Source organism: Paenibacillus pedocola, assembly GCF_031599675.1.
Taxonomy (GTDB): domain Bacteria; phylum Bacillota; class Bacilli; order Paenibacillales; family Paenibacillaceae; genus Paenibacillus_AQ; species Paenibacillus_AQ pedocola.
Genome location: NZ_CP134223.1, coordinates 191,049 through 211,755, shown reverse-complemented (window position 1 = coordinate 211,755; position 20,707 = coordinate 191,049). Strand labels below are relative to the sequence as shown.

The following is a 20,707-nucleotide window of genomic DNA, read 5'->3' as shown; positions in this document are numbered from 1 at the left end:
GGAGTGCGAAACAGTTATGAAAATGGAGCAAGTGTGCAGTGACGTTACGGTAGTGGGCGGAGGACTGGCAGGGGTGTGCGCCGCCGTTGCCGCCGCCCGCTTAGGCAAGAAGGTGGCATTGATTCAGAACCGTCCCGTTCTGGGCGGCAATTCCAGCAGCGAGGTGCGGGTATGGGTATGCGGGGCAACTGCCCACGGCACGAACCGCTATGCCCGGGAGACGGGAATCATGGGCGAACTGTTCGTAGAGAACCAGTACCGCAATCCGGACGGCAATCCTTATCTGTGGGATCTGGTTATTCTGGAAACCGTCCTCGCCGAACCCAATATTGCACTCTACCTCAATACGGATGTGCATGAAGTAGAGGCCGGAGGCGAAGAAGACGCGCGGCAGATCCAGGCGGTGACCGGCTGGATGATGGGCTCGGAGCGGAGAATCCGCTTTGAGAGTCCGGTCTTCCTCGATTGTACAGGCGATGGCCTGATCGGATTCCTGGCCGGGGCCAAATTCCGGATCGGCCGGGAAGCGCGGCATGAATATAATGAAGAATGGGCTCCGGAGACAGCCGACGACATTACACTCGGCAGTACGCTGCTCTTCTATACCAAGGATGCCGGCCACCCCGTGAGATTCGTTCCGCCATCCTTCGCCAAGGATATTTCACAGACGAATATCCCGATGAAGCGGATTATCCGCAGCGGCGATTCGGGCTGCCATTACTGGTGGATCGAATGGGGCGGGGAGCTGGATATTGTACACGACAACGAACGGATTCGTGACGAGCTCTGGGCTGTCATCTATGGAATCTGGGATTACATCAAGAACTCCGGTAAATTCGATGCCGGCAGCATGACCCTTGAATGGGTCGGCTCTCAGCCGGGCAAGCGGGAATACCGCCGTTTCACCGGAGAATATACGCTGACCCAGAATGATATTATCAGCCAGACGCTGTTTGAGGACCGGATTGCCTTCGGCGGCTGGTCGATTGATCTGCATCCGCCGCAGGGCATGTATGCGGCAGCCAGCGGCTCGAAGCATATGCATGCCGACGGCAACTACCATATCCCGCTGCGCAGCCTGTACTCGGCCAACGTGTCCAATCTGCTTTTTGCCGGGCGCAACATTAGCGCGACCCATGTCGCATTTGGGACCACGCGTGTCATGGCTACCTGCGCCGTCATGGGCGAGGCAGCCGGAACAGCCGCAGCACTCTGCGTGGATAAGGGCCTAACGCCTGCAGAGCTGTCGCGTGAGCACACGAAGGCCCTGCAGCAGATACTGCTGAAGCAGGATGCTTCGGTGCTCGGCCTGGTCAACTGTGATGATGCCGACCTGGCCCGCCAGGCCAAGGTGTCCGCCTCCTCCTTCCTGTCCGGGATCTCCATCGAGGCAGGCGAGGAAAGGTATCCCCTGGAGCATGACATTGCCATGCTGCTTCCCGCTGATCCGGGGATAAGCGGAACCCTAGATTGGCTGCTGGATGCGGCACAGGATACGACGCTGAAGGTTGAACTCTGGAGCACCGGCCGGCCGGAAAATTACGTGCCCGCTGTACTGGAATATGAGACTGAAGTATCTGTAGGCGCAGGAGACAGGCAATGGGTACCCGTCAGCCTGGACTGGACACCGGCGGAGGCTCAAAATGCCTTTATCATCGTACGCAGGAATCCTGCCATTCAGCTGTATCTTAGCGGTAAGCCGCTGAGCGGACTGCTGGCTTTGGAGCGGGGGGCAGCTCCCGGGGTCTCCAAGGATTTGGAAGACCACGACAGCAGCCAGCCTGTGGTGGAATGGAGCACCAAACGCCTGGTCCGCAAGGTCTTTTGCCTGCGTACCTCCTTTCCTACAAGCGCCTACCGGCCGGAGCATGTAATAGACGGATACCGGCGACCGTATGGCGGACCGCATATCTGGCTCTCGGAATCTCTTGAGCAGGATACAGAGCCCTGGCTTGCCCTGGAATGGGCGGAGAAGCAGCAGATCCGGGAAATTCAGCTTATCTTTAATGATGATGTGAATGAGGATCTGATCAATCTGCATCATCACCGCACCCCTTTCGAAGTGATTCCCGAACTGGTCCGCAGCTATCGTCTCGAATGGCTGGATGATACGGGAAACTGGGTGACCGTGCTTAGTGAGCAGAACAACCGGAAGCGGAGACGGGTTCATCTGCTGGAAGCCCCCCTTGAGACCCGGGCTGTCAGGGTAGTCGTTACAGCAACTAATGGTTCCCCGTATGCAGAGATTATTGAAGTCCGCGCCTATGCTTAATATCCGTTGATAGAGGATGCAAGAACCCGCATTTACAACTCCTATAAGCAGAAAGGAGCCTCCCGCTGCAGTCCTGCAGCAAGGCTCCTTTTGGTGAGCTCGTTGTTACATTCATCAGCCTCAGAGTGACTTTGACAGGAACATTTGTTCGGTATATACTTCTCCTTATGAGGAGTGTGTTTCCGTGGATATGATGGAGAAACTTGAAATTTTAACAGCTTCGGCTAAATATGATGTAGCCTGCACCTCAAGCGGGGCAAGCCGTTCCGGACAGCCCGGAGGCCTGGGCAATGCGGTCAGCATGGGCATCTGCCACAGCTTCGCAGCAGACGGACGCTGCATTTCCCTGCTTAAGATACTGATGACTAACGGCTGCATCTATGACTGCGCCTACTGCGTGAACCGTAAATCCAATCCTACACGGAGGGCTGCGTTTACACCCGAGGAGATTGCCAATCTTACGATGCAGTTCTACCGCCGCAATTACATAGAGGGCCTGTTCCTCAGCTCCGGCATCATGCGGAGTCCCGATTATACCACCGAGCAGCTGATTGCCGCCCTTGAGCTGCTGCGTAACGTCTATAATTTCAGAGGTTACATCCATGTAAAAGCCATACCCGGCGCAGACGATGTGCTGCTGTCCCGGCTCGGCCTGCTTGCCGACCGCATGAGCGTCAACATCGAGCTGCCCTCCCAGGAAAGCCTCAACCGTCTGGCTCCGGATAAGAGCAAACAATCCATTCTGAAGCCGATGGGCCTCATCAAAAGTAAGATCACCGAGAACAGCTCGGATCTCGTCAAATACAAGCATGCTCCCCGCTTCGCGCCTGCCGGTCAGAGCACCCAGATGATTGTCGGCGCAACTCCGGATACCGATTATCAGATTCTGAACCTTACGGAAGGCCTGTACAAGAAGTACGGGCTGAAGCGTATTTTCTATTCTGCCTATACCCCTGTGGTCGAGGACTCGCTCCTGCCCGCACTCGATACGAAACCGCCGCTGCTGCGGGAGCACCGGCTCTACCAGGCGGATTGGCTGCTGCGTTTCTACGGCTTTGAAGCTAAGGAGCTGCTGGATGAAGCCGCGCCCAACTTCAACCCGCTGCTGGACCCGAAATGCAGCTGGGCCATCAACCACCGGGAGCAGTTCCCCGTGGAGATTAACCGCGCTCCCTATGAGACGCTGCTGCGCGTGCCCGGCATCGGCGTAAGAAGCGCCCAGCGGATTCTCAAGGCGCGCAAGGCCGGAAGCCTGGATTTCTACGCGCTGAAGAAGCTCGGCGTGGTGCTCAAACGCGCCCAGTTCTTCATTACCTGCAAAGGCAAACCGCTGGAGGGGCTAAAGGTGGGCGAGCATACCCTGCTTCGTTCACTCATGTCCGGGCAGGAGCTGGCCCAGTTTCAGCAGCCGGAGGTGGAGCAGTTGTCCTTCTTCGACGACAGCTATATGGCAGCCTTGCCGGAGGCAGGCAGAGCGGCCACCTTCAGGAAAGGGGGCTAGCCGTCATGTTCAAGACAACCACCCTGGCTTACACTTATGACGGCAGCTTTGAGGGCCTGCTCTGCTGCGTGTTTGAAAGCTATGAGTGGAAGGAAACTCCGCTGGCCATCCACTCGGACGGCGACGGTCAGGGCCTGCTGCTGGAGTCCAAATGGATTGAAACCGACAGCGTCAAGGCCGGCCGGGTGCTGCGCTCCATCCCGCTGAAGATCTCTCCCGAGGCGGAGGAGCTGGTGCGGCTCGGCTTCTGGTCTAATGTCGCGGATAAAGAAATGCTGCTGCTGAACTTCCTGTATCTCGGCTTTACCCATGGCCGCAAGGTCATGAACATGCTGGCCGACGATACGGTTAGCGCCCTGAACAAGGCCGTCCAGCAGCTCCGGCGGGAAGGGCATCATTACCTGGGCTTCGTGCGGTTCAGCGTATATGGTCCAGTCATGGCGGCAGTGATTGAACCCCGGGGGTATATCCTTCCCGTCATTGAGGATCATTTCTGCGACCGGTTCCAGAATGAGAGCTTCATGATCTACGACAAGACCCATGGGATGGCGCTCCTCCACCAGCCCGGCAGGCAGGCGATTATCCCGCTGCAGGAATGGATTCCGCCGGAGCCGGACGAAGCGGAAGCAGCCTACCGCCGCCTCTGGCAAGGATTCTACAACGCCATCGGAATCAAGGAGCGCAAGAACGACCGGCTGCGGGCATCCCTGATGCCGAAGCGCTACTGGAAGCAGCTGCCGGAGATGAACGGCAACGCTCCGGCCCTGCCGGCGCTCCCTGCCAGGCAGGGGCAGACTGCAAGCCGGGTGAAAAGCGGGCAGCAGCGGAAATTGCAGTAAACAGGACACTCCAATGGAGTGTCCTTTCGGCTGGAAACTGCGTCCCCTGCCCCATGCCTATTTTATAATCCGGTTCAGCTCCTCCGCCTTCTTCCTGCTGTCCGCTTTGGCATAGAAGTAGAACGCTATCGTGTGCAGCACCACTGTCAACAACAGCATCCCGGGCCACCAGGGGAGAATGAACTCAAACATTTCGGTTGAATATAGCCAGACAGCCGCAGTGCTGCCTGTGATTGAGAGAATCGACGAAATAAGAATGTTCCAAACCGGCCTGAACGTGAAATGATTCCACAGCGCATCGTACATTACCCCGAATATCGCAGCCGCTATAACCGCAATACCTGCGACCCGCCACAAATACTGCATACTGATTAACTCATCCCCGTTAAAAACAGTTAACAGCAGCGTCACCCATAACGAGGTGACCGTAAACACCTGAAAGAACGAATGCTTTAATTGGTTGATCATGAGAGCTTCCCCCTAAAGTTTTTGATATAAAAGCGGCTGACCAAATAACTTGAACCATCTGTTAATACTACTTTGATCCGTGCATTATCCGTCGATGAGAACTCTTTGATGTAGCTGGTGTTAATGATCGTCGTATTATTGATTTTCACAAAATGCGGCGATTCCAGGCTGTCCTCGATCCCCTTCAACCGTTTGTTCAGCAGATATCTTTCACCGGTAATCACACGTACATTGCTCATCCGGTCCTCGGATTCAATCACTGCAACTGAGCTGAGCAGGATCTGAACATTGCGGTCGTTTTTTGGATGGATAACTACAAGCTTGTGTCCGGAGTTATGTATGGCCTCCCTAATCTGTCCCCAATGTTCTGTTTCCGCGGGATGGGTGGTCACTTTTGCAATGCCTTGACCTATTGTCCCATCCGCTTCAAAAATAATTTCCACGTGTTGTCTCCCCCCTCAAGACACATAATATAAGCAAAACCTTGCTGTTACCAGAATCTATTCGTTTTCTTGCATGAATTAGCAACTTTGTTGCAATCCCCGTTCATCACCCGCTGTTCTAAACATAAAAAAACACCCTTCCGGGTGTTAAGACATACTGCTAATTCTACGTTTACATCTCTTCATACGTTGCCGGGTCCTGCCCCCATAAACGGCCGTCTTCCCTGCCGAGTGCCGAGATCACTTTCATCTCTGCTTCCGACAGCTCGAAATCGAAGATCTCCAGATTCTCCTTCTGATGCGCAAGGGAACTCGCTCTGGGGATAGGGATGGCGCCAAGCTGAATATGCCAGCGCAGTATGGCTTGGGTCGGTGTTTTGCCGTGAGCTGCGGCGATGCTGCCAATCTGTTCATTCTCCAGCATGCTGTGGCCTCGGCCCAGCGGACTCCAGGATTCCGTGACAATGCCGTGTTCAGCATCCTTCGTAAGCTGCAGCTCCTGATTAAATAGCGGATGCAGCTCCACCTGATTGATGCTCGGAGCGACCCCGGTCTCTTTTATAATACGTTCATTATGCTCCGGCAGGAAATTGCAGACACCAATGGAGCGGATGTAGCCACGCTTCTTCGCCTCGATCATCGCCTGCCAGGCTTCCACATACTTACCAACCTTAGGATTCGGCCAATGGATCAGATACAGATCGTAGTAATCCAGGCCGCCTCTATATAATGATTCCTCTATCGTCTCCAGTGCTTCCTTGTAGGCATGATGACGGCCCGGCAGCTTCGAAGTAATCAGCAGTTCTTCCCTCGGCACCGCACTCTGGCGGACAGCTTGTCCGACCATGCCCTCATTCTCATAGTTGAACGCCGAATCAATCAGCCGGTACCCGGCATCAATGGCAGCCGTGAGCACCTTCACTCCCTCTGTCCCCTTAATAAAAGCTGTTCCAAAACCTATAGCTGGCACCTTCAGGCCATCATTCAAAACCTTCTCCGGAATCTTCTGGCTCATCTGTATTACCTCCTTAGCTAGGTTATTCTAACCATAGCACTTCCCGCCCCCTTAGGCAAAATACGATACGGCCCGTTATAATTTAAAAGCAAGACAAGGAAGCACGCTCCGAAGAACCAGCTGACCTGTCTTGCTTAACGAACCCAGTCTAAAAATCCATCCAGAAAAATTGGGAAACCGCCAGAATGAGCCCGATACCATTCACGACGATAAAAAACCACTTTTTGGCCTTGCGGCTTATAGGCTCCAGCCCTGTAAACAACGTCCAGACCAATATTCCGTTTAACACAACCATAATAATGAGTGCAAGCCACCAATTCGCTGCCATGACGATTCCAGCCTTTCTCCTCCGAATCTCTGCTCCAAAAGAAGCATATTTCACTTCATTATACGAGAAACTTGCTTATACTGTTTATAAAAGTTAAATAATATAAGAAAAAGGAAAACCATCAGATGATGTAGTTGGCTCTCAGCATAAAATGTGATTAGGAGTGAGCGCGTTGTCCCAAAGTCTGTACATAACCAATTATTGCGATAAAAGATGTTCCCCCGCGGACAGCCTTACCAAGCTTCCGGTTAGCGATGCTTATTCGCTGGCAAAAGAACTCTCCCAATATACAAGTACCACGTTCACCTCATTTAGCCGGTTTTGCGACAGGGACTTTGACGGTTACTACAAAAAAAGAATCCGCACAGAGGAGTGGCTCTACAGTTCATTTATAGCTTTAGGAGGGAACCCGCAAAGTGCACACCCGATTTATTTTGTGCTGGGGGAAAGCACCTATTTGAATCAATGGTTTGACCATGGGCTGCAAACAAAGCTTCTGTTGAACGATATAGACCCGGCCGACATCAGCTTTACCTTTGGCGACAGTATGTCCATAATGGATTCCGCGGACCGGATGAACCCTTTTACTAAAGAATCATTATTTCAGTTCATCCATGAAACGACTAGCGATATCACATCCTTCCTAAAAGATTTAGATCAAAAGAACCGATATATCGAGGCCCAGCTTTGGAATGATACATATGTGAAGCAAGCGGATATTATTACAAAATAAAAAGGCAGGGCCGTTTCCTAGGGCCTTGCCTTTGCTATATAGCCGTCTGGTTCCTTATTCAATCATACTTTTCGTAGCCTGATACATATTTGCTGTGTACTCGTCCACTTGATCCCTAGACATGCGCAAGCGGTCCACCGAAGTTCCGTAACCGATCTCCTGTTTTCCTTCCTCCAAACCTTTGAAGATCCCATCTGCGAAGGCATCCAGAGGTTCCCCGTGGGTATGCAATCCTGCACCGCCCAGGTCGGTATTCACTGCCGGAGGAGCTACCTCAATGACTTCAACGGATGTCCCGGACAGCTGGTGCCGCAGGCTCATCGTGAACGAATGCAGCGCCGCCTTAGTTGCGGAATAGATCGGAGCGATGGCAAACGGCGTAAAGGCCAGACCGGAGGTCACATTAATGATGGCAGCCGCCTCTTTTTCCGCAAAAAACGGAGCAAACAGCAGGGAGAGGTGGAAAGGCGCGTCAAGATTGGTTGTAATCTCCTGATTGAAGTAGCTCCAGTTGTCTCTGGCATCCGCTTTTAGCACATTGAACCGTTGCTGAGTTCCGGCATTATTCACCAATACATTAACATCCGGGTAAGTCCCGGTGACCCAGTCAAACAAGGCTATGCGTTCGGACTCCACATTTAAGTCAACTACTCGGGTAATCAGGCCGGGGAGTTGTTCCTGCGCCTTTTGAAGTACCTCTTCACGCCGTCCACAGACAATTACCTGATTCCCCGCCCGGATAAACCGTTCTGCAAAAGCCAGCCCGATTCCGGCACTCCCGCCAGTGATAAGTATAGTGTTTCCTGTCAGCTTCATGAGTGTTCCTCTTTTCTATATAGATTAAACTTGTGATTTTTCTATTTGGGGATGAGCCGTTACTACAGAGAATGTTTGGACTTCCGGCCGCTGCCCATCTTCAGATTTCTTGATTTTAACCGCTATTAGCGGTAGAAATCCGAAGACAGTTTATGCTTCCGTAGCGAGCTTTTCTGCGAAAAGCTTTCAGGCGGACGCTACCGCTCCTCCAGTTCCAAAATCCCCCTCCGTCACTTTTGCCTAATGTACATTTTTAAGTTCAATTTATATACCATCTATTTGTTCTGTAACCGCCCTGTATACCGGTCAATTTTATAATCAATGCCCTGCAGGGCGTCTGTCATGATTGCAATCTCATCGAGCACCGCCTGCTTATGCTTCGTCATCATATCCAGCCGCAGCTGAGTTGTGCTATCCCCTTCAATGACCCAGGCGATATATTGCCTGATATCGTGGATGGGCATATGTGTCTGCTTCAAACGAAGCACTGTTTCAAGCAGCGCCATCTGCATTTCCGAGAACAACCGCCGCCCGGCGGCATCCCGCTCCATCAGCGGCAGCAAGCCTTGCTTCTCATAATACCTTAACGTGGATTCCGGAATCTTATAAGTGGCCGAAGCTTCACCAATCGAAACATACTTCATTTTGAAGGCCTCCAAATCTGATCTATCACTGTCGACACAAATAGCATACGACTTAAATCATGGTTTAAGTCAACAAAAAATATTTAGAAAATAGAGAAAAGCGACCCCCAAAGGTCGCTTTCTGCTTTTGACTGGCCGCTGGCACCTCAATTGCCACTAATGCTTCTCCCGGCCCTCTATTTTAACTCAATGTAATACAGGTTTGCCGTACTGTCCTTCGTAATGGTATGTGCGCCCGCCGCAAGTGACACAGTAGCAATACGGTTTGTGATCGGATAGCTTGTTCCATCCACTTTTATCTGGGTCCCTTCTGCGTTAAACACTAATGTCAGGGTAGAAGCTTTTGTTGCAGTGAACGCGATGCTGGTTGAGCTCTCGATTTTCAGACATTGGGTTAGAGTCAGACCATTATATACGACCGTCCCCTTGCTGGTGGAGAGATTGCCTTGAATATTAAAGAAGCTGCTTGTTGTCCCTGACGTGGTGAAGTTGTGCACGTAAGCTCCAGTGGTTGGAGTTGCTGTCGGTGTAGCGGTTGCAGTTGGTGCAGGCGTTGCCGTTGGCGTGGCGGTTGCAGTTGGTGCAGGCGTTGCTGTTGGCACAGGAGTTGCTGTTGGCACAGAAGTAGCTGTAGCCGTTGCGGTTGGTGTTGGAGTCGGGCTCGTTGGGCTGGAGTTGCCGCCTACCGATACAAGCCCGGTGGTGTAGCTTCTGATTGCGGACATCAGTGCTGTATTGAGGTCATAGGATGCGTCATCCACGGAATCATTGAATGTCCAGGCGAAGTCTCCGCTGTCCAGGCGGCCGGCTTTTGCCGTAACAATCTGTTCTACTGCGCTTACGCTGTCAACGGCAGATGCACTTACTCCCGTGTTAACTGTTGTATCGAAGTTGTTATAAGCGGTTCCGCCCGTTAAAGCCTTGTATGAGCCCGGAACGGTTTCATTTCTCGCCGATGCCAGGTACGCATCAAAAGAAGTTGCGTTAGCCGGAGCTGTTCCAGTATTGGAGTTGGCATAAATCAGACTGGCCGCATCCGCAACAAGATTGTTGTAGGCTTTGATCATCCCGCCATTTTCGCCTGAGAACGTGCCCTCTTCTCCCAGAGCATCCGTGCCTTGCAGAGAAATCATCATCGGATATTTGGTATGTCTAAAATAGTTGGATTCGACAAAGGCGGAACCTCCGCTGGTAACCCCAACGCCATATTTTGAGACGCCATCATAGAAGTTATTATAGATATGAACAGAGGCCACACGGATACGCGGATGACGGGAGTCCGAATGATCGAACCAGTTATGATGGAAGGTGGCGAAGAATTCCGCCGGCTCGGTCAGCCCGACCAGCGAAGATTTTCCGGAATCCCAGTAGTGGTTGTAAGAGATCGTGATGTACGACGAACCGTTCTTAAGGTCTGTGGAACCGTCGCCCTTAGCCTGGTCCGCATCCCCTCCTGCAGATCCGTAGAAAATATCATTATTATGCACCCATACATTCGCATTCCCAGTGTCCATCGATACGCCATCGTCCGGGAATAACATCAGGCCCAGGTTTCTTACTTCCACATTGCCGACATATCTCAGAAGCAGCCCCCAGCCATAGGCGTAAGCGTCGTCCCCGATCCCTTCAATTGTAATATTCATTTCCGAATAATTACTTTTACCTTTGACCTGAAGATATCCGCTGCTGTTCAGCTGCCCGCTCAGATCTGAGGCCGTAACTTTGCCAATAATCCGGATGGCGAGCGGAGTGGTGTCGTAGCCTTTTTGTCTTAGGGTCAAAATCCCGCCCAAACCCACGCCGTTTTGTACAGCACCTGAGCTGCTGACTTTTACGGGAAGCGTTACGGTCTGTGCATTCTGGGAGGTGATATACAAAACCTGAGCGCCGCTTTTCAAGGTGCCATTCGCATTATATGCGCCTGAACCTGTGCCTAACGGAGAGTTTGCCGAAAAAGCAAATCCGGACCGGTCAAATGACGCTACAGATAACGTATCGGATACAGCACTTGCCGTCCCTCCTCCTGTCAGCGCAGCCTCGACCTTCATCACATAACTTCCGGCTGCCAGCCCTACTGCATCAGCTCTCCAATAGGAAGCATATTTGCGGATCAATTCATTATGGATCTGCTGATACTGCGAGTCCGCTGCGCTTGCCGGTTTAACATATACATTGTATCCTGAGGCATTACTAACCGGTGACCATTCTACATATGCGGCTTCGTTCCAGCCTCCGCTGCCGGTGATCGTAAGGCCCGCAGCATGTGCCACGGTATTCCCCCATCCGCCTGCTATTAAAGTTAGTGCAAGAGCAAACAGCATAACAATACTGGTTACCTTTGAAATTGTTTTCTTCATTTAACTGCCTCCCGTTTTGTATTTGTTGCAGATACACCTGTAACCGTTTGTAAAAGGTTGTGGGCTTCCTCGGTTTCCTCTTGTCACCTCCCTATTTATCCGCTAATCCGGGCATCCTGAGCATATCAGACCCCAAAACGGTTCCTAAACAATCATTTGCTCATATCGGAGTGCTTAATGCAGAATTCTGTGATAATGATTATATGACAGGGGAAAGATACTCTCCCGGAAAAAATAATTTCTCATCTCCATTACTTATCGTATAATTGTTATAACAGTTGAACAGGATGATAAGGAGGCAATACGATGGACAGGGGGATTGAAATGGAACGGAAGATTACCAAATTCGGGAATAGTCTGGGCATTACCATGACGGATGCTTTCAAACAAATTGGCCTGGAGTTAGGCGATACTGTTCAAATCGAGGTCCATCCCCACAGTGGAGAGATCGTTATCAAAAAGTCCGCCAAGGTCACATTGCCCGCAGGAATTAGTGAAGATTTCATGGATTGTCTGTCCGAGGTTATCAATGAATATGATGAGACCTTAAAAGGACTCAAAGACAGATGAGTGAAGTCCGTTATTTGACCACGCAGGAAGTTATAGCGATCAATGTTGCAATGATACAGAGATATAGTCCAGGAGAGCAGATTGGAGTGAAAAATCCCGGCCTGCTGGAATCTGCCGTTCTTCGCGCCGGGTCATCCGCATTTGGTGATGATGCTTATCCTACTATTTTTGGTAAAGCAGCTGCTCTCTTTGAATCCCTCGGTCAAAATCACCCGTTTCAAAACGGTAACAAACGCACAGCATTTACCGCACTTGTAATCTTTTTGCGTTATAATGGTTTGAGCTTTAAGATGGAGAGCAAGCTAGCGGAAGACTTTACTGTTGATATGGTGAATCATAAATATAGTTTTGATGAGCTGGCCGCAATGATCCAGCAGCATTGTGTGAAGCTAGTGTAGGCCCTTGTTTGATGAAACAAAAAAGACACCCCTAAAGGTGTCTTTTACTTTACTCCATATGGAGCCGAGCTTACACTTTTAAAAACCCTGTCTCTTACAATTGAAAGAACTATTCACCTGAAGCATACATCCAGCAATTTTGTTTCCGGTAGCTGGAGGGGGAGAGCGCGGTATGCTTTTTAAACATTCTCCAAAAATGCGTAGTGTTGTGGAAGCCGGCCCTCTCCATGATCTCCGCGACCGGAAGCAAGGTGTCTCTCAACAAAGTGGCGGCTATTTGCACGCGGTACTTGATCAAATAATCGATGACAGACAAATTGGTGAGCTGGGAGAACTGATGATTCAAGGTGGTCCGGTTAACATGAAACATTCGGCTTAATTCATTCAGCGTTATTTTGTTCGAATAGTTTGTATGTAAATAAATCAAAATATCGTTTACCCTATCACAAGGTTCAGTATCCTCTGCTTCTGATAGACTTTCCTCTTGATTGATCAGCTTTGAGAGGAGAATAAGCACTTCCAGTAAAAGCGAGCGGGAGCGACAGGGCCAATTGAAGTCACTTTGGGCCACAAGTGTCTGGTTCATCTGCAACAAGAGCTTAGAGATATGTTGAGCATTTGCAGTATCTATTGTAGAGATGCAGGGATATTCCAGACTTCTCCTAATGAATGGCTGAAGCAGATAAAGGTCCTGCTCTTCAGTGTCGGAGAAATCACCATGAGGATTATGGACATTTTCGAAATTGAATTTGCTATTCACAACTAATGGATCAAAATAAACGGACTTTATGGATATACCGGAGGATACGTTCAGTTCCACATGTTCATGTTCATTAATACACAGAATCACAGGTGAAGTAAAAGGCGTTTGCAAGCCTCCGTAAGATAGGATGCCTGACCCCTTCTCAATCAGCACCAGACTCCATCTGCCATAGCCCCGAGTATCTTTAATACATGATTCATGTTCAGCAAAGTATAACGGAAGCCGATACCCGGAATGCACTTCTCTACCGGTTGTTACAAAATCCACAGCGTTCACCTCAGTTATCCATTGTAAGTCGTTTACCCCATCCATTTTATAACACTTTTGGGTTAAGGGATAGATCTGCAGAATTTCAGAGTGTAGTGCAAAACTTGTTTATAAGCAAACAGCTATTGCGGATACACCATTCTCGCTGCAAAGGAGATTAGGTATGATTTCTCTGTATCATAAATCGTTTGAGGGGAGTCATACTATGAAATTTGAAAGAAGAAGTACCGGAGTGCTGGCTGTGTTACTTTTGATTCTTATCTGTTGTGCCATGTTGGGGGGTTGTTCGAAAACTGACGCAACAAGGGGTACGCCTAATACGGAAGCAGCCGCTGCAAAGGTATCATCTCCTGCACCCGCAAGCAGTGAACCTGGCACGGAAACCGCTGTCACCAGCGCACCGTCTTCTAAACCAACACAGAATGTTCCCTTGACCATTAAATACGTGGGGAATTCATGCTTTTATTTAACCTTTCCTGATGGAACAACATTCCTGACCGACCCCTACCCGGCCAAATTAAAAGCATTTTTTGGTCCAGCTCCTGATATGGAGGTGGATGCCTACACAGTGTCCCATTACCATGATGATCATGTTCCGGATTTGAAGCAGCTTAAGGGAGATCCCCAAAGACTTGTTCCTGCCCTGATGAAAGAACCCATTACAGTCGGTGAGGTAGAAGTAACCGGGTTCCCCTCCAAACATGTATCCAATTTAGGGGACAACGAAATATTCGTATTTCGTTTTGGTGATTTCAAGATCGTACACATGGGGGAGACGGATAAGATAGAGTTGCCAGAGGTACTTAAGGCCGTGAAAGGTGCGGACGTTGTTCTGACCTATGCGGGAGAATACGGCCCGGAAACATTGAAAAACACCGCTATTTTTCAATCGTTATACGATATGGATGTAAAGGTCATCATTCCACAACATTTCAGTAACAATCCAGAAGCGATATTCTATGGAGAGCCGACAATTGATCAGATTCTGAAAGAAGTGCCGCAAGGTGTCGAAACGATCAAGTTGGATGAACTGGTTGTGACGAAGGATATGAAAAAACAGTTTGTAGAGCTGTCCCAAATGAATGCTAAATAATTGATGCGAATTGGAGAAAGATGATTTTCCTGGATGAACTAAAGCTTCCCTCAATCTTTCCTTCAACAACTCTATAAAAGTAAAACAAAAGACACCCCTGAGGGTGTCTTTATTTGAAAACTGATTGTGCTTTTCCCGGCTCCATTAGTGCCAGCAAAAACCGTCATTACAGACTCCTAATCAGTCATGACTAACAAGCTCAGTGCGATTTCCGGCTACATCGTAAGTAATCTCGAATTTTTGCCCAGTGGCATCTTCACGTATCCGTTTGCCGTCTTTTATATAATAAATGGATGATCCAGCCTTTTTGGCCTCTGCGACTGCATGGAATATAAGGGGGCGGAGTTGTAGGAGCGTGCGTAAGAATAGAATGGGCGTGTTGAACCCCTTTCCCAAAAAATCCTTAAAGCCTTGATGGGAAAGGGATTCTGGAAACTGAAGCGCGACTGTGCAAAACCACACTTCGCCGCCGCGTGATGATTAGATTGTTTGGGGAGGTGGCCTATGCTTGCTTACTTATCAACTCTAGCCCTGATCCCTAGCCCTTTTTTTCCATAGTTGACATGTCCAAGAAACATGAAATTTCAGTTGCACTATCTTCTCACTTGCAACATACAAATTAGTACTGTATAGTTCTAGTTATGACAAAGGTAAAATTAATGAATCAAAAACGTGTGATTGAAGTAGCTGCAACATTATTTTTAGAAAAAGGATTTGCTTATACAAGCATGGATGAATTAGTACGTGTAAGCAAAGTATCAAAATCTAATGTGTATTATCACTTCTCTGATAAGGAAGAATTGTTAGCAGGGGTCGTTGATTATTGGATTGAAACGTATCAGCGTGCAATTGATCAAATACTTTCTCAGAACCAATTATCAGTTGAAGATCGTGTCCAGATGTTTTTAAAGCAGTTATCGCAGGGAGTTCAGTCAAGAGAGTATAAGGGTAGCTGTCCATTTATTACTCTTTATATTCAAAGTCCTGCACAAGCTACGCACATAAAAGAAAAAATAGGTCTCTTTTTTACAGGATTACAAATGAAAGTCTCTCTATTACTAAAACAAGGAGTAGAAAAAGGCGAGTTTAGTAATACGATTCATATTGACGAGGTAGCGGCACTTTTTATAACGAATCTTGAAGGAGCGCTGTTTCTTTCAGAAATATTGAAGGATGCAACTGTTATCACGAAAACAGCCAACCAATTTTTCAACTTGCTTCGATAAGAGAAGCATTTTTTTTACACGAAATTAGTACTATTCAGTACTAAAAAGGAGAGCGGATGATATGAGGACAATATTTTTAACAGGTGGAACAGGCTTTATTGGGAGGCAATTAGTGGAGGAGTTTCTTAAAGAGGATGTTATGATTTTTCTTTTAGTGAGGTCGAAAAGTAAAGCAACACGTGCTTTTCAAGAAAAAGGTATTTCAAACGAAGCGGCCCTGCACTTTATTGAAGGTGATTTGACAAAAACAGATTTAGGTTTAAGTGATGAAGATAAGGATAGGGTATCGAACACGGATGTTATTATTCACGCAGGTGGACAAATGGATATTCAAGCGACAAAGCAAGAGGCAACATCTGTATTTTTAAACGGTGCCAAGCATATCAGTGAATTCGCTAAAAGTATCCATCAATTGAAGGGCTTGCAGCAATTTATTCATGTAGTAGGATATATGACCCCCTTTGATGATAATAATAGCAAGGTTGCGATTGATGTATTTAAAGAAGGGCACGACTATTTGAAAATAAAAAATCCTTATGAAAGAACAAAATTTTTAGCAGATCTTTATATTCGCCAGCAGGCATCCGCAATAGGCTATCCGCTTTCTGTGATTAATCCACCAACTGTAGTCGGCAGTAGTAAAACAGGGAGTACGGAGCAAGTAGCAGGCTTAGGCTTACTTGTGGCGAGTATGCGAAGAGGGCTGATGCCAGTTATTCCTGGAGGCAAGGGGTATAAATTACCGCTTATTTCAAACGATGAGCTAACGAAGTTTATTGTTCAGGTTTTTAAGCTGGAGCAATCGTCTATTCAAACATATACACTTGTTCAAGACAATCAGCTTGATCCGGATATATCTGAATTATTAGAAGTTATGTCAGAAAGTATGAATATGGCAGCACCTAAAATCTCTGTGCCCATTCGCTTCATGAAGGCACTTATGAAAAGTGGGATAAGTAAAATAACACAAATTCCATCTGATGGACTGAACTTTATTACAAATAGAAAGTTTTCAAATGATTTATCGAAAAAAATCATGGGAGAAGATTGGTTTACTAAGACGAGTGTTATGAATTTTTTCCCGGTCGTAGTAGCAGATTTGGATTATCGCTTGATGTATCAAAATGACCGGCATAATCATGCATTTGAACGAACACTAATCGGAAACACTGTGATTTATCAAATACAAGGAGAGGGTAAGCCATTTATTTTATTACACGGTTTGTTGAGTGATGGAGAGGATTTATTTCCTTTAGGACTAGAGCTTCATGAAAAAACTGGTCAACCTGTATGGATTCCAGACCTTCCAGGTTTAGGGCGTTCCCCTTTTAAACGAGAGAAAAATCTTCTGGATCTCTATTTGAATGTAGTGAATGGGTTATTAGGAAAAGCTACTAATGGCGCACATTGGATTGGTCATTCCTTCGGAGCGGTCATTCTGCTGGAAGCGTTAGTGCGAGAGTACATAGATACGAAGAATACTATTACTTTACTTCAGCCGCCTGTTGCGAAAAAAAATTCCAAATCGTTTAATGCTCCTCAATTTATAAACAAATGGGCATTGAAGTTAGCAACCGCTAATTCAATAGAACGTTATTTAATTGGTAATGGTTTGTTTGAAAATACGAAGAGCATTCCGAAACATTATATTGCAAAAGTACGCAGCAGCTTTACTTCGCCTAGAATTTTAAATACAACTCTTCAGCTTAACCGTTTTCTATCGAAAGACTATCCAGGTGATTTCACCAAAGTACCAAGGTATAATCTTCATATTATTTGGGGAGATCAAGATAGACGCTATTCTGCTCCATTACATCTTGGTAAGGTTGATGTTGTTCCATATGGTCATCATTTTCCTCTTAACCATCCAAGGGAAACGGCTTCCTATATACTATGAAATTAATATGATATTTTCAAAATGGACCGGTTCCGGTTTTATATTGAATACAATGGAAGAAGGTTCTATATCGTTGGAGACTGTATTTATACCTATTTTGAATACAGGGGGATCCGTTATCACCATGGCACGTAAAGATATCGCTCGCATAGCCCGATTGTCACCGAGGAACAAGCTTCTGGCCGTACATCTGAGTACCATCAACCACTGTAAATTGAACCGAAACCAGCTTACCAAGTTTCTGAAGGAACGGATCATGTAGATGTAATAATATAGATTGAAACGGAAGAAATGCAAAATCCACAACCTCATGCGGTTGTGGATTTATATAGTGGAGGGGAGTCGAACCCCTGTCCGAAGATAACGGCACATAAGCTTCTACGAGTGTAGTCACAATTTTGATGTCACCCGAGTATCGCCCCGTAACCGGCTATACGTTGGGTCAGCCTGATTATCTTCTTCCGCTCGACCCCAGGCGGAGGTTTTATGCTAATCTCTCGTCCTTGCGCTGGGCGATGGCGATCATCGGGTATGCGAGTAAATTTTAATAAATGATCCGCTGCAAAGCTCATCAAAAAAGCGGTGAGGGTTGTTCTCACATCGCTTTTTTCCATTACTATAACCATGCTTTCTCTGTCAGAGGGTAGAGTTTATGCTTCACTCGCCCTTATAAGCCTTATGCAATGCTGCAAGGTCGAATTTCTTCATCTGCAAAAAAGCTTTCGTAACACGCGCAATTTGCTCAGGTGTTCCCTTCTCCAGCATCTCGTCCATCTCGGCCGGCACAATCTGCCACGACACGCCAAACCGGTCTTTCAGCCAGCCGCATTGTTCAGCCTCGGGAACTGCAGAAAGCTTCTCCCAGTAGTGATCAATCTCCTCTTGCGAATCACATTTTACCATAAAGGAGATGGCTTCGTTGAAATTGAATTGATGCTCATGCGCACTGTCCATGGCGGTGAACCACTGCTTCTCCAGCATGAAGTCAGAGAACATAATGGTTCCTTCCTGATCAGGCTCCATGCCCTTGGGATAGCGGGCAATCATTCCCTGCCGCGAGTTGCCAAATACAGATAAATAGAGAGACATAGCCTCTTCCGCCTTACCGCACTGATCACCCACAAACAAAAAAGACGGGATGATAGCCGGACGCTCCTCACCCTCAGGATTTGTAAGCATCAGTTGCCAGGACACGCCATATTTATCCTGAATCCAGCCATACCGCTCACTGAACGGATATTTATCTAGCGGCATTAGTGCCTGGCCGCCCTCAGATAACTTGTCCCAGACTTCATCTATTTTCTCAGCTGCGTCCTTATCACGTGACGGATCAAAATTAACGAAGAAAGACACTGACGGATTTAACTTAAAATAGGGCCCTGCACTGATGGCCATAAACTTCTGTCCCCATATTTCAAATGAAACTTGATCACAGTCACCTGACGGTGTGTCGTGAATTGTGGTAACACTCGTAACCTTGGATTCGGGGAAAACAGAAGCGTAAAAATTAGCTGCTTCTACCGCTTCTTTGTCATACCATATATGCGGCACGATTCTCTGATTAACGTTTGTCACAAGTCATTCCTCCTCGGCTGTCTGTCCATTCGGAGCGACATTCACTTGAAAAGTAACGCCGAACTTGTCCTTAACAATCCCATACAAAGGGCTCCAATCCGTCTTCTGCAGCGGCATGACCACTTGACCACCGTCTTCCAGTGCGGTGAAGATCTCCCGTGCAATTGACTCTTCTGTAGGATGAATAGCAATCTGAACCGTATCACCGTCCGCCTGATGCGACGTACCCGGAAAAGTATCGGAGAACATGAGATCTGCATCACCAACCTTCAAATGCGCATGCATCACAAGGGTTTTCATCTCATCAGTCAACGGATGATTCGGATCTTCCGGCAAATCCCCAAACGTCATGATCCCGACCACATTTCCGCGCAGCGCTTTTTCATAAAAGTACAGAGCTTCTCTTGTGTTTCCATTAAAAACAAAATACGGGTTCAAGCGGATTGACATCATTCTTCATCCCCTTTGGAACAAGTTGGACAATCAGCTTTATTATACACAAAATTTGAAGGAAATAAACGCTTTTTTACGAACATATGCACCCCTAAATCCAACCCGGACCGTTATCTCCTCAGAGTCAGTAACGTATATGGGTTCAACAATAGGATTTCGGTCAATAACTTTTTATAGTCGTAATAAAATCAGATTCATACGTTAAGATATTTGAAAAAACTCTCGTATCCGATTGGCTATAAGTCCGTTTAGTATGCTTTAATACAGTACTCTCTCCCGCATTTTGGTATAGTGGGGTTAAAAATTGCCAGCGGGGGGAGAACCTATGGATGAAGTCTTTCAGGTCATGTATTCGCCAAGCAAACTATATAAGGTAGAAATCATTAAGCGTAATCGAGACGGATTATTTACTTTCCTAATTCATAAGTGGATTGAGCATGATCCTGATATAAAAGAATATATGAGTGAAGAAGGGTTCTGGGGTCCCCTTTTCACTCAGAAATCCCTATCAGATACTGCTGAACGGGCTATTCAAATTGCTCTAGAGGATCTGCAGAATAAATCAAGCGAGAATATCATTCTTACCGTAGAGAAGGAAGTAAGCATGCATTCAAAACTCAGAGAGCCTTGGCACATACTAGAAGATCAATTTAAAGGAATGCTGGAGAAGGAGTTGGAAAGTGAACTGAGCGCAATTCATCGTTTGTATCATAAAGATCTAACAGCATTTGCTCGCAGTTATGCGTCCGATGATGTATTGTTCCATGAAATCAGCACAGGTCAATACTACCTTGTGCATCTGACTTGGGATCAGAACAAGAACGAAAGATTCCCGTCATTCAGTGTCTTTTTCTCGTTTGATGACTTTATTCAATACTGCGAAGATACCTTCCAGTTCAATGAGGATTAATATGCTTTCATCGTTGATATTCCTCCTGCTTCAAATCAACTCCAATTAACTGTTACTGAACTAGAATTTGAGGAGGTCAATGCCTACTTTGACTTTCAAAAAGTGGATCTGAAAAACATTCAGGGCAAAAAACTGCTCG

20 protein-coding genes are annotated in these 20,707 nt (G+C 47.5%); 10 read left to right on the top strand and 10 right to left on the bottom strand.

Going from position 1 to position 20,707, the window contains the following annotated elements; genetic code table 11:
- Positions 1-16: 16 nt before the first annotated feature.
- The 3 genes from QU597_RS01045 (at position 17) to QU597_RS01035 (ending at position 4,612) form a co-directional block, all read left to right on the top strand.
- Positions 17-2,272: an FAD-dependent oxidoreductase gene (locus tag QU597_RS01045; RefSeq protein WP_310830971.1), complete on the top strand. Its 2,256-nt coding sequence runs from the start codon at positions 17-19 to the stop codon at positions 2,270-2,272.
- Between the two features lie 190 nt (positions 2,273-2,462).
- Positions 2,463-3,773 (top strand): putative DNA modification/repair radical SAM protein, encoded by a 1,311-nt coding sequence (locus QU597_RS01040; RefSeq protein WP_310833197.1) that lies wholly within the window; start codon positions 2,463-2,465, stop codon positions 3,771-3,773.
- A gap of 5 nt (positions 3,774-3,778) precedes the next feature.
- On the top strand, positions 3,779-4,612 hold the full coding sequence (locus tag QU597_RS01035) for a TIGR03915 family putative DNA repair protein (protein WP_310830970.1): 834 nt from the start codon (positions 3,779-3,781) through the stop codon (positions 4,610-4,612).
- Positions 4,613-4,669: 57 nt separating this feature from the next.
- Here QU597_RS01035 and QU597_RS01030 read toward each other — a convergent pair whose 3' ends face one another.
- The 4 genes from QU597_RS01030 to QU597_RS01015 all read right to left on the bottom strand — a co-directional run bounded on the left by QU597_RS01030 (position 4,670) and on the right by QU597_RS01015 (position 6,866).
- On the bottom strand, positions 4,670-5,080 hold the full coding sequence (locus QU597_RS01030; protein WP_310830969.1) for a hypothetical protein: 411 nt from the start codon (positions 5,078-5,080) through the stop codon (positions 4,670-4,672).
- Positions 5,077-5,523 carry a LytTR family DNA-binding domain-containing protein gene (locus QU597_RS01025; RefSeq protein ID WP_310830968.1) on the bottom strand — a complete coding sequence of 149 codons (447 nt, stop codon included), beginning with the start codon at positions 5,521-5,523 and terminating at the stop codon, positions 5,077-5,079. Before QU597_RS01025 ends, QU597_RS01030 begins: the two co-directional genes overlap by 4 nt.
- Before the next feature lie 172 nt (positions 5,524-5,695).
- Entirely contained in the window at positions 5,696-6,538 is an 843-nt protein-coding gene (locus QU597_RS01020; RefSeq protein WP_310830967.1) for an aldo/keto reductase, read from the bottom strand.
- A gap of 148 nt (positions 6,539-6,686) precedes the next feature.
- Entirely contained in the window at positions 6,687-6,866 is a 180-nt protein-coding gene (locus QU597_RS01015) for a hypothetical protein (RefSeq protein WP_206102778.1), read from the bottom strand.
- 172 nt (positions 6,867-7,038) lie between these two features.
- Here QU597_RS01015 and QU597_RS01010 point away from each other — a divergent pair, with 172 nt between their 5' ends.
- Positions 7,039-7,599, top strand: coding sequence for a hypothetical protein (locus QU597_RS01010; protein WP_310830966.1), 561 nt, complete (start codon positions 7,039-7,041; stop codon positions 7,597-7,599).
- Between the two features lie 54 nt (positions 7,600-7,653).
- Here QU597_RS01010 and QU597_RS01005 read toward each other — a convergent pair whose 3' ends face one another.
- From QU597_RS01005 to QU597_RS00995, 3 genes are all read right to left on the bottom strand, one after another.
- Positions 7,654-8,415 carry an SDR family oxidoreductase gene (locus tag QU597_RS01005; RefSeq protein WP_310830965.1) on the bottom strand — a complete coding sequence of 254 codons (762 nt, stop codon included), beginning with the start codon at positions 8,413-8,415 and terminating at the stop codon, positions 7,654-7,656.
- A 275-nt stretch (positions 8,416-8,690) separates the two neighbouring features.
- Positions 8,691-9,059 carry a MerR family transcriptional regulator gene (locus QU597_RS01000; RefSeq protein WP_310830964.1) on the bottom strand — a complete coding sequence of 123 codons (369 nt, stop codon included), beginning with the start codon at positions 9,057-9,059 and terminating at the stop codon, positions 8,691-8,693.
- A gap of 176 nt (positions 9,060-9,235) precedes the next feature.
- Positions 9,236-11,416, bottom strand: a complete 2,181-nt coding sequence (locus QU597_RS00995) for a pectate lyase family protein (protein ID WP_310830963.1) — start codon at positions 11,414-11,416, stop codon at positions 9,236-9,238.
- A 306-nt stretch (positions 11,417-11,722) separates the two neighbouring features.
- Between QU597_RS00995 and QU597_RS00990 the strand changes: the two genes are divergently transcribed.
- Together QU597_RS00990 and QU597_RS00985 are read left to right on the top strand one after the other, a co-directional pair.
- Positions 11,723-11,986 (top strand): AbrB/MazE/SpoVT family DNA-binding domain-containing protein, encoded by a 264-nt coding sequence (locus QU597_RS00990; RefSeq protein WP_310830962.1) that lies wholly within the window; start codon positions 11,723-11,725, stop codon positions 11,984-11,986.
- Positions 11,983-12,384 (top strand): type II toxin-antitoxin system death-on-curing family toxin, encoded by a 402-nt coding sequence (locus QU597_RS00985; RefSeq protein ID WP_310830961.1) that lies wholly within the window; start codon positions 11,983-11,985, stop codon positions 12,382-12,384. Before QU597_RS00990 ends, QU597_RS00985 begins: the two co-directional genes overlap by 4 nt.
- A 109-nt stretch (positions 12,385-12,493) precedes the next feature.
- On the opposite strand, the gene QU597_RS00980 is transcribed toward QU597_RS00985, so the two are convergent.
- A complete protein-coding gene (locus QU597_RS00980; RefSeq protein ID WP_310830960.1) occupies positions 12,494-13,414 on the bottom strand; it encodes a helix-turn-helix domain-containing protein in 921 nt (306 codons plus the stop codon).
- Positions 13,415-13,619: 205 nt separating this feature from the next.
- Here QU597_RS00980 and QU597_RS00975 point away from each other — a divergent pair, with 205 nt between their 5' ends.
- From QU597_RS00975 to QU597_RS00965, 3 genes are all read left to right on the top strand, one after another.
- Positions 13,620-14,507, top strand: coding sequence for an MBL fold metallo-hydrolase (locus QU597_RS00975; protein ID WP_310830959.1), 888 nt, complete (start codon positions 13,620-13,622; stop codon positions 14,505-14,507).
- Between the two features lie 659 nt (positions 14,508-15,166).
- The gene (locus QU597_RS00970) at positions 15,167-15,733 is read left to right on the top strand and encodes a TetR/AcrR family transcriptional regulator (protein ID WP_310830958.1); all 567 of its coding nucleotides are present in this window, start codon (positions 15,167-15,169) and stop codon (positions 15,731-15,733) included.
- Positions 15,734-15,794: 61 nt separating this feature from the next.
- On the top strand, positions 15,795-17,630 hold the full coding sequence (locus tag QU597_RS00965) for an alpha/beta fold hydrolase (protein ID WP_310830957.1): 1,836 nt from the start codon (positions 15,795-15,797) through the stop codon (positions 17,628-17,630).
- A 657-nt stretch (positions 17,631-18,287) separates the two neighbouring features.
- On the opposite strand, the gene QU597_RS00960 is transcribed toward QU597_RS00965, so the two are convergent.
- The gene (locus tag QU597_RS00960) at positions 18,288-19,205 is read right to left on the bottom strand and encodes a VOC family protein (RefSeq protein WP_310830956.1); all 918 of its coding nucleotides are present in this window, start codon (positions 19,203-19,205) and stop codon (positions 18,288-18,290) included.
- A 3-nt stretch (positions 19,206-19,208) separates the two neighbouring features.
- Positions 19,209-19,655 carry a VOC family protein gene (locus QU597_RS00955; RefSeq protein WP_310833196.1) on the bottom strand — a complete coding sequence of 149 codons (447 nt, stop codon included), beginning with the start codon at positions 19,653-19,655 and terminating at the stop codon, positions 19,209-19,211.
- Positions 19,656-19,983: 328 nt separating this feature from the next.
- Here QU597_RS00955 and QU597_RS00950 point away from each other — a divergent pair, with 328 nt between their 5' ends.
- Entirely contained in the window at positions 19,984-20,568 is a 585-nt protein-coding gene (locus QU597_RS00950) for a hypothetical protein (RefSeq protein ID WP_310830955.1), read from the top strand.
- Positions 20,569-20,707 lie beyond the last annotated feature (139 nt).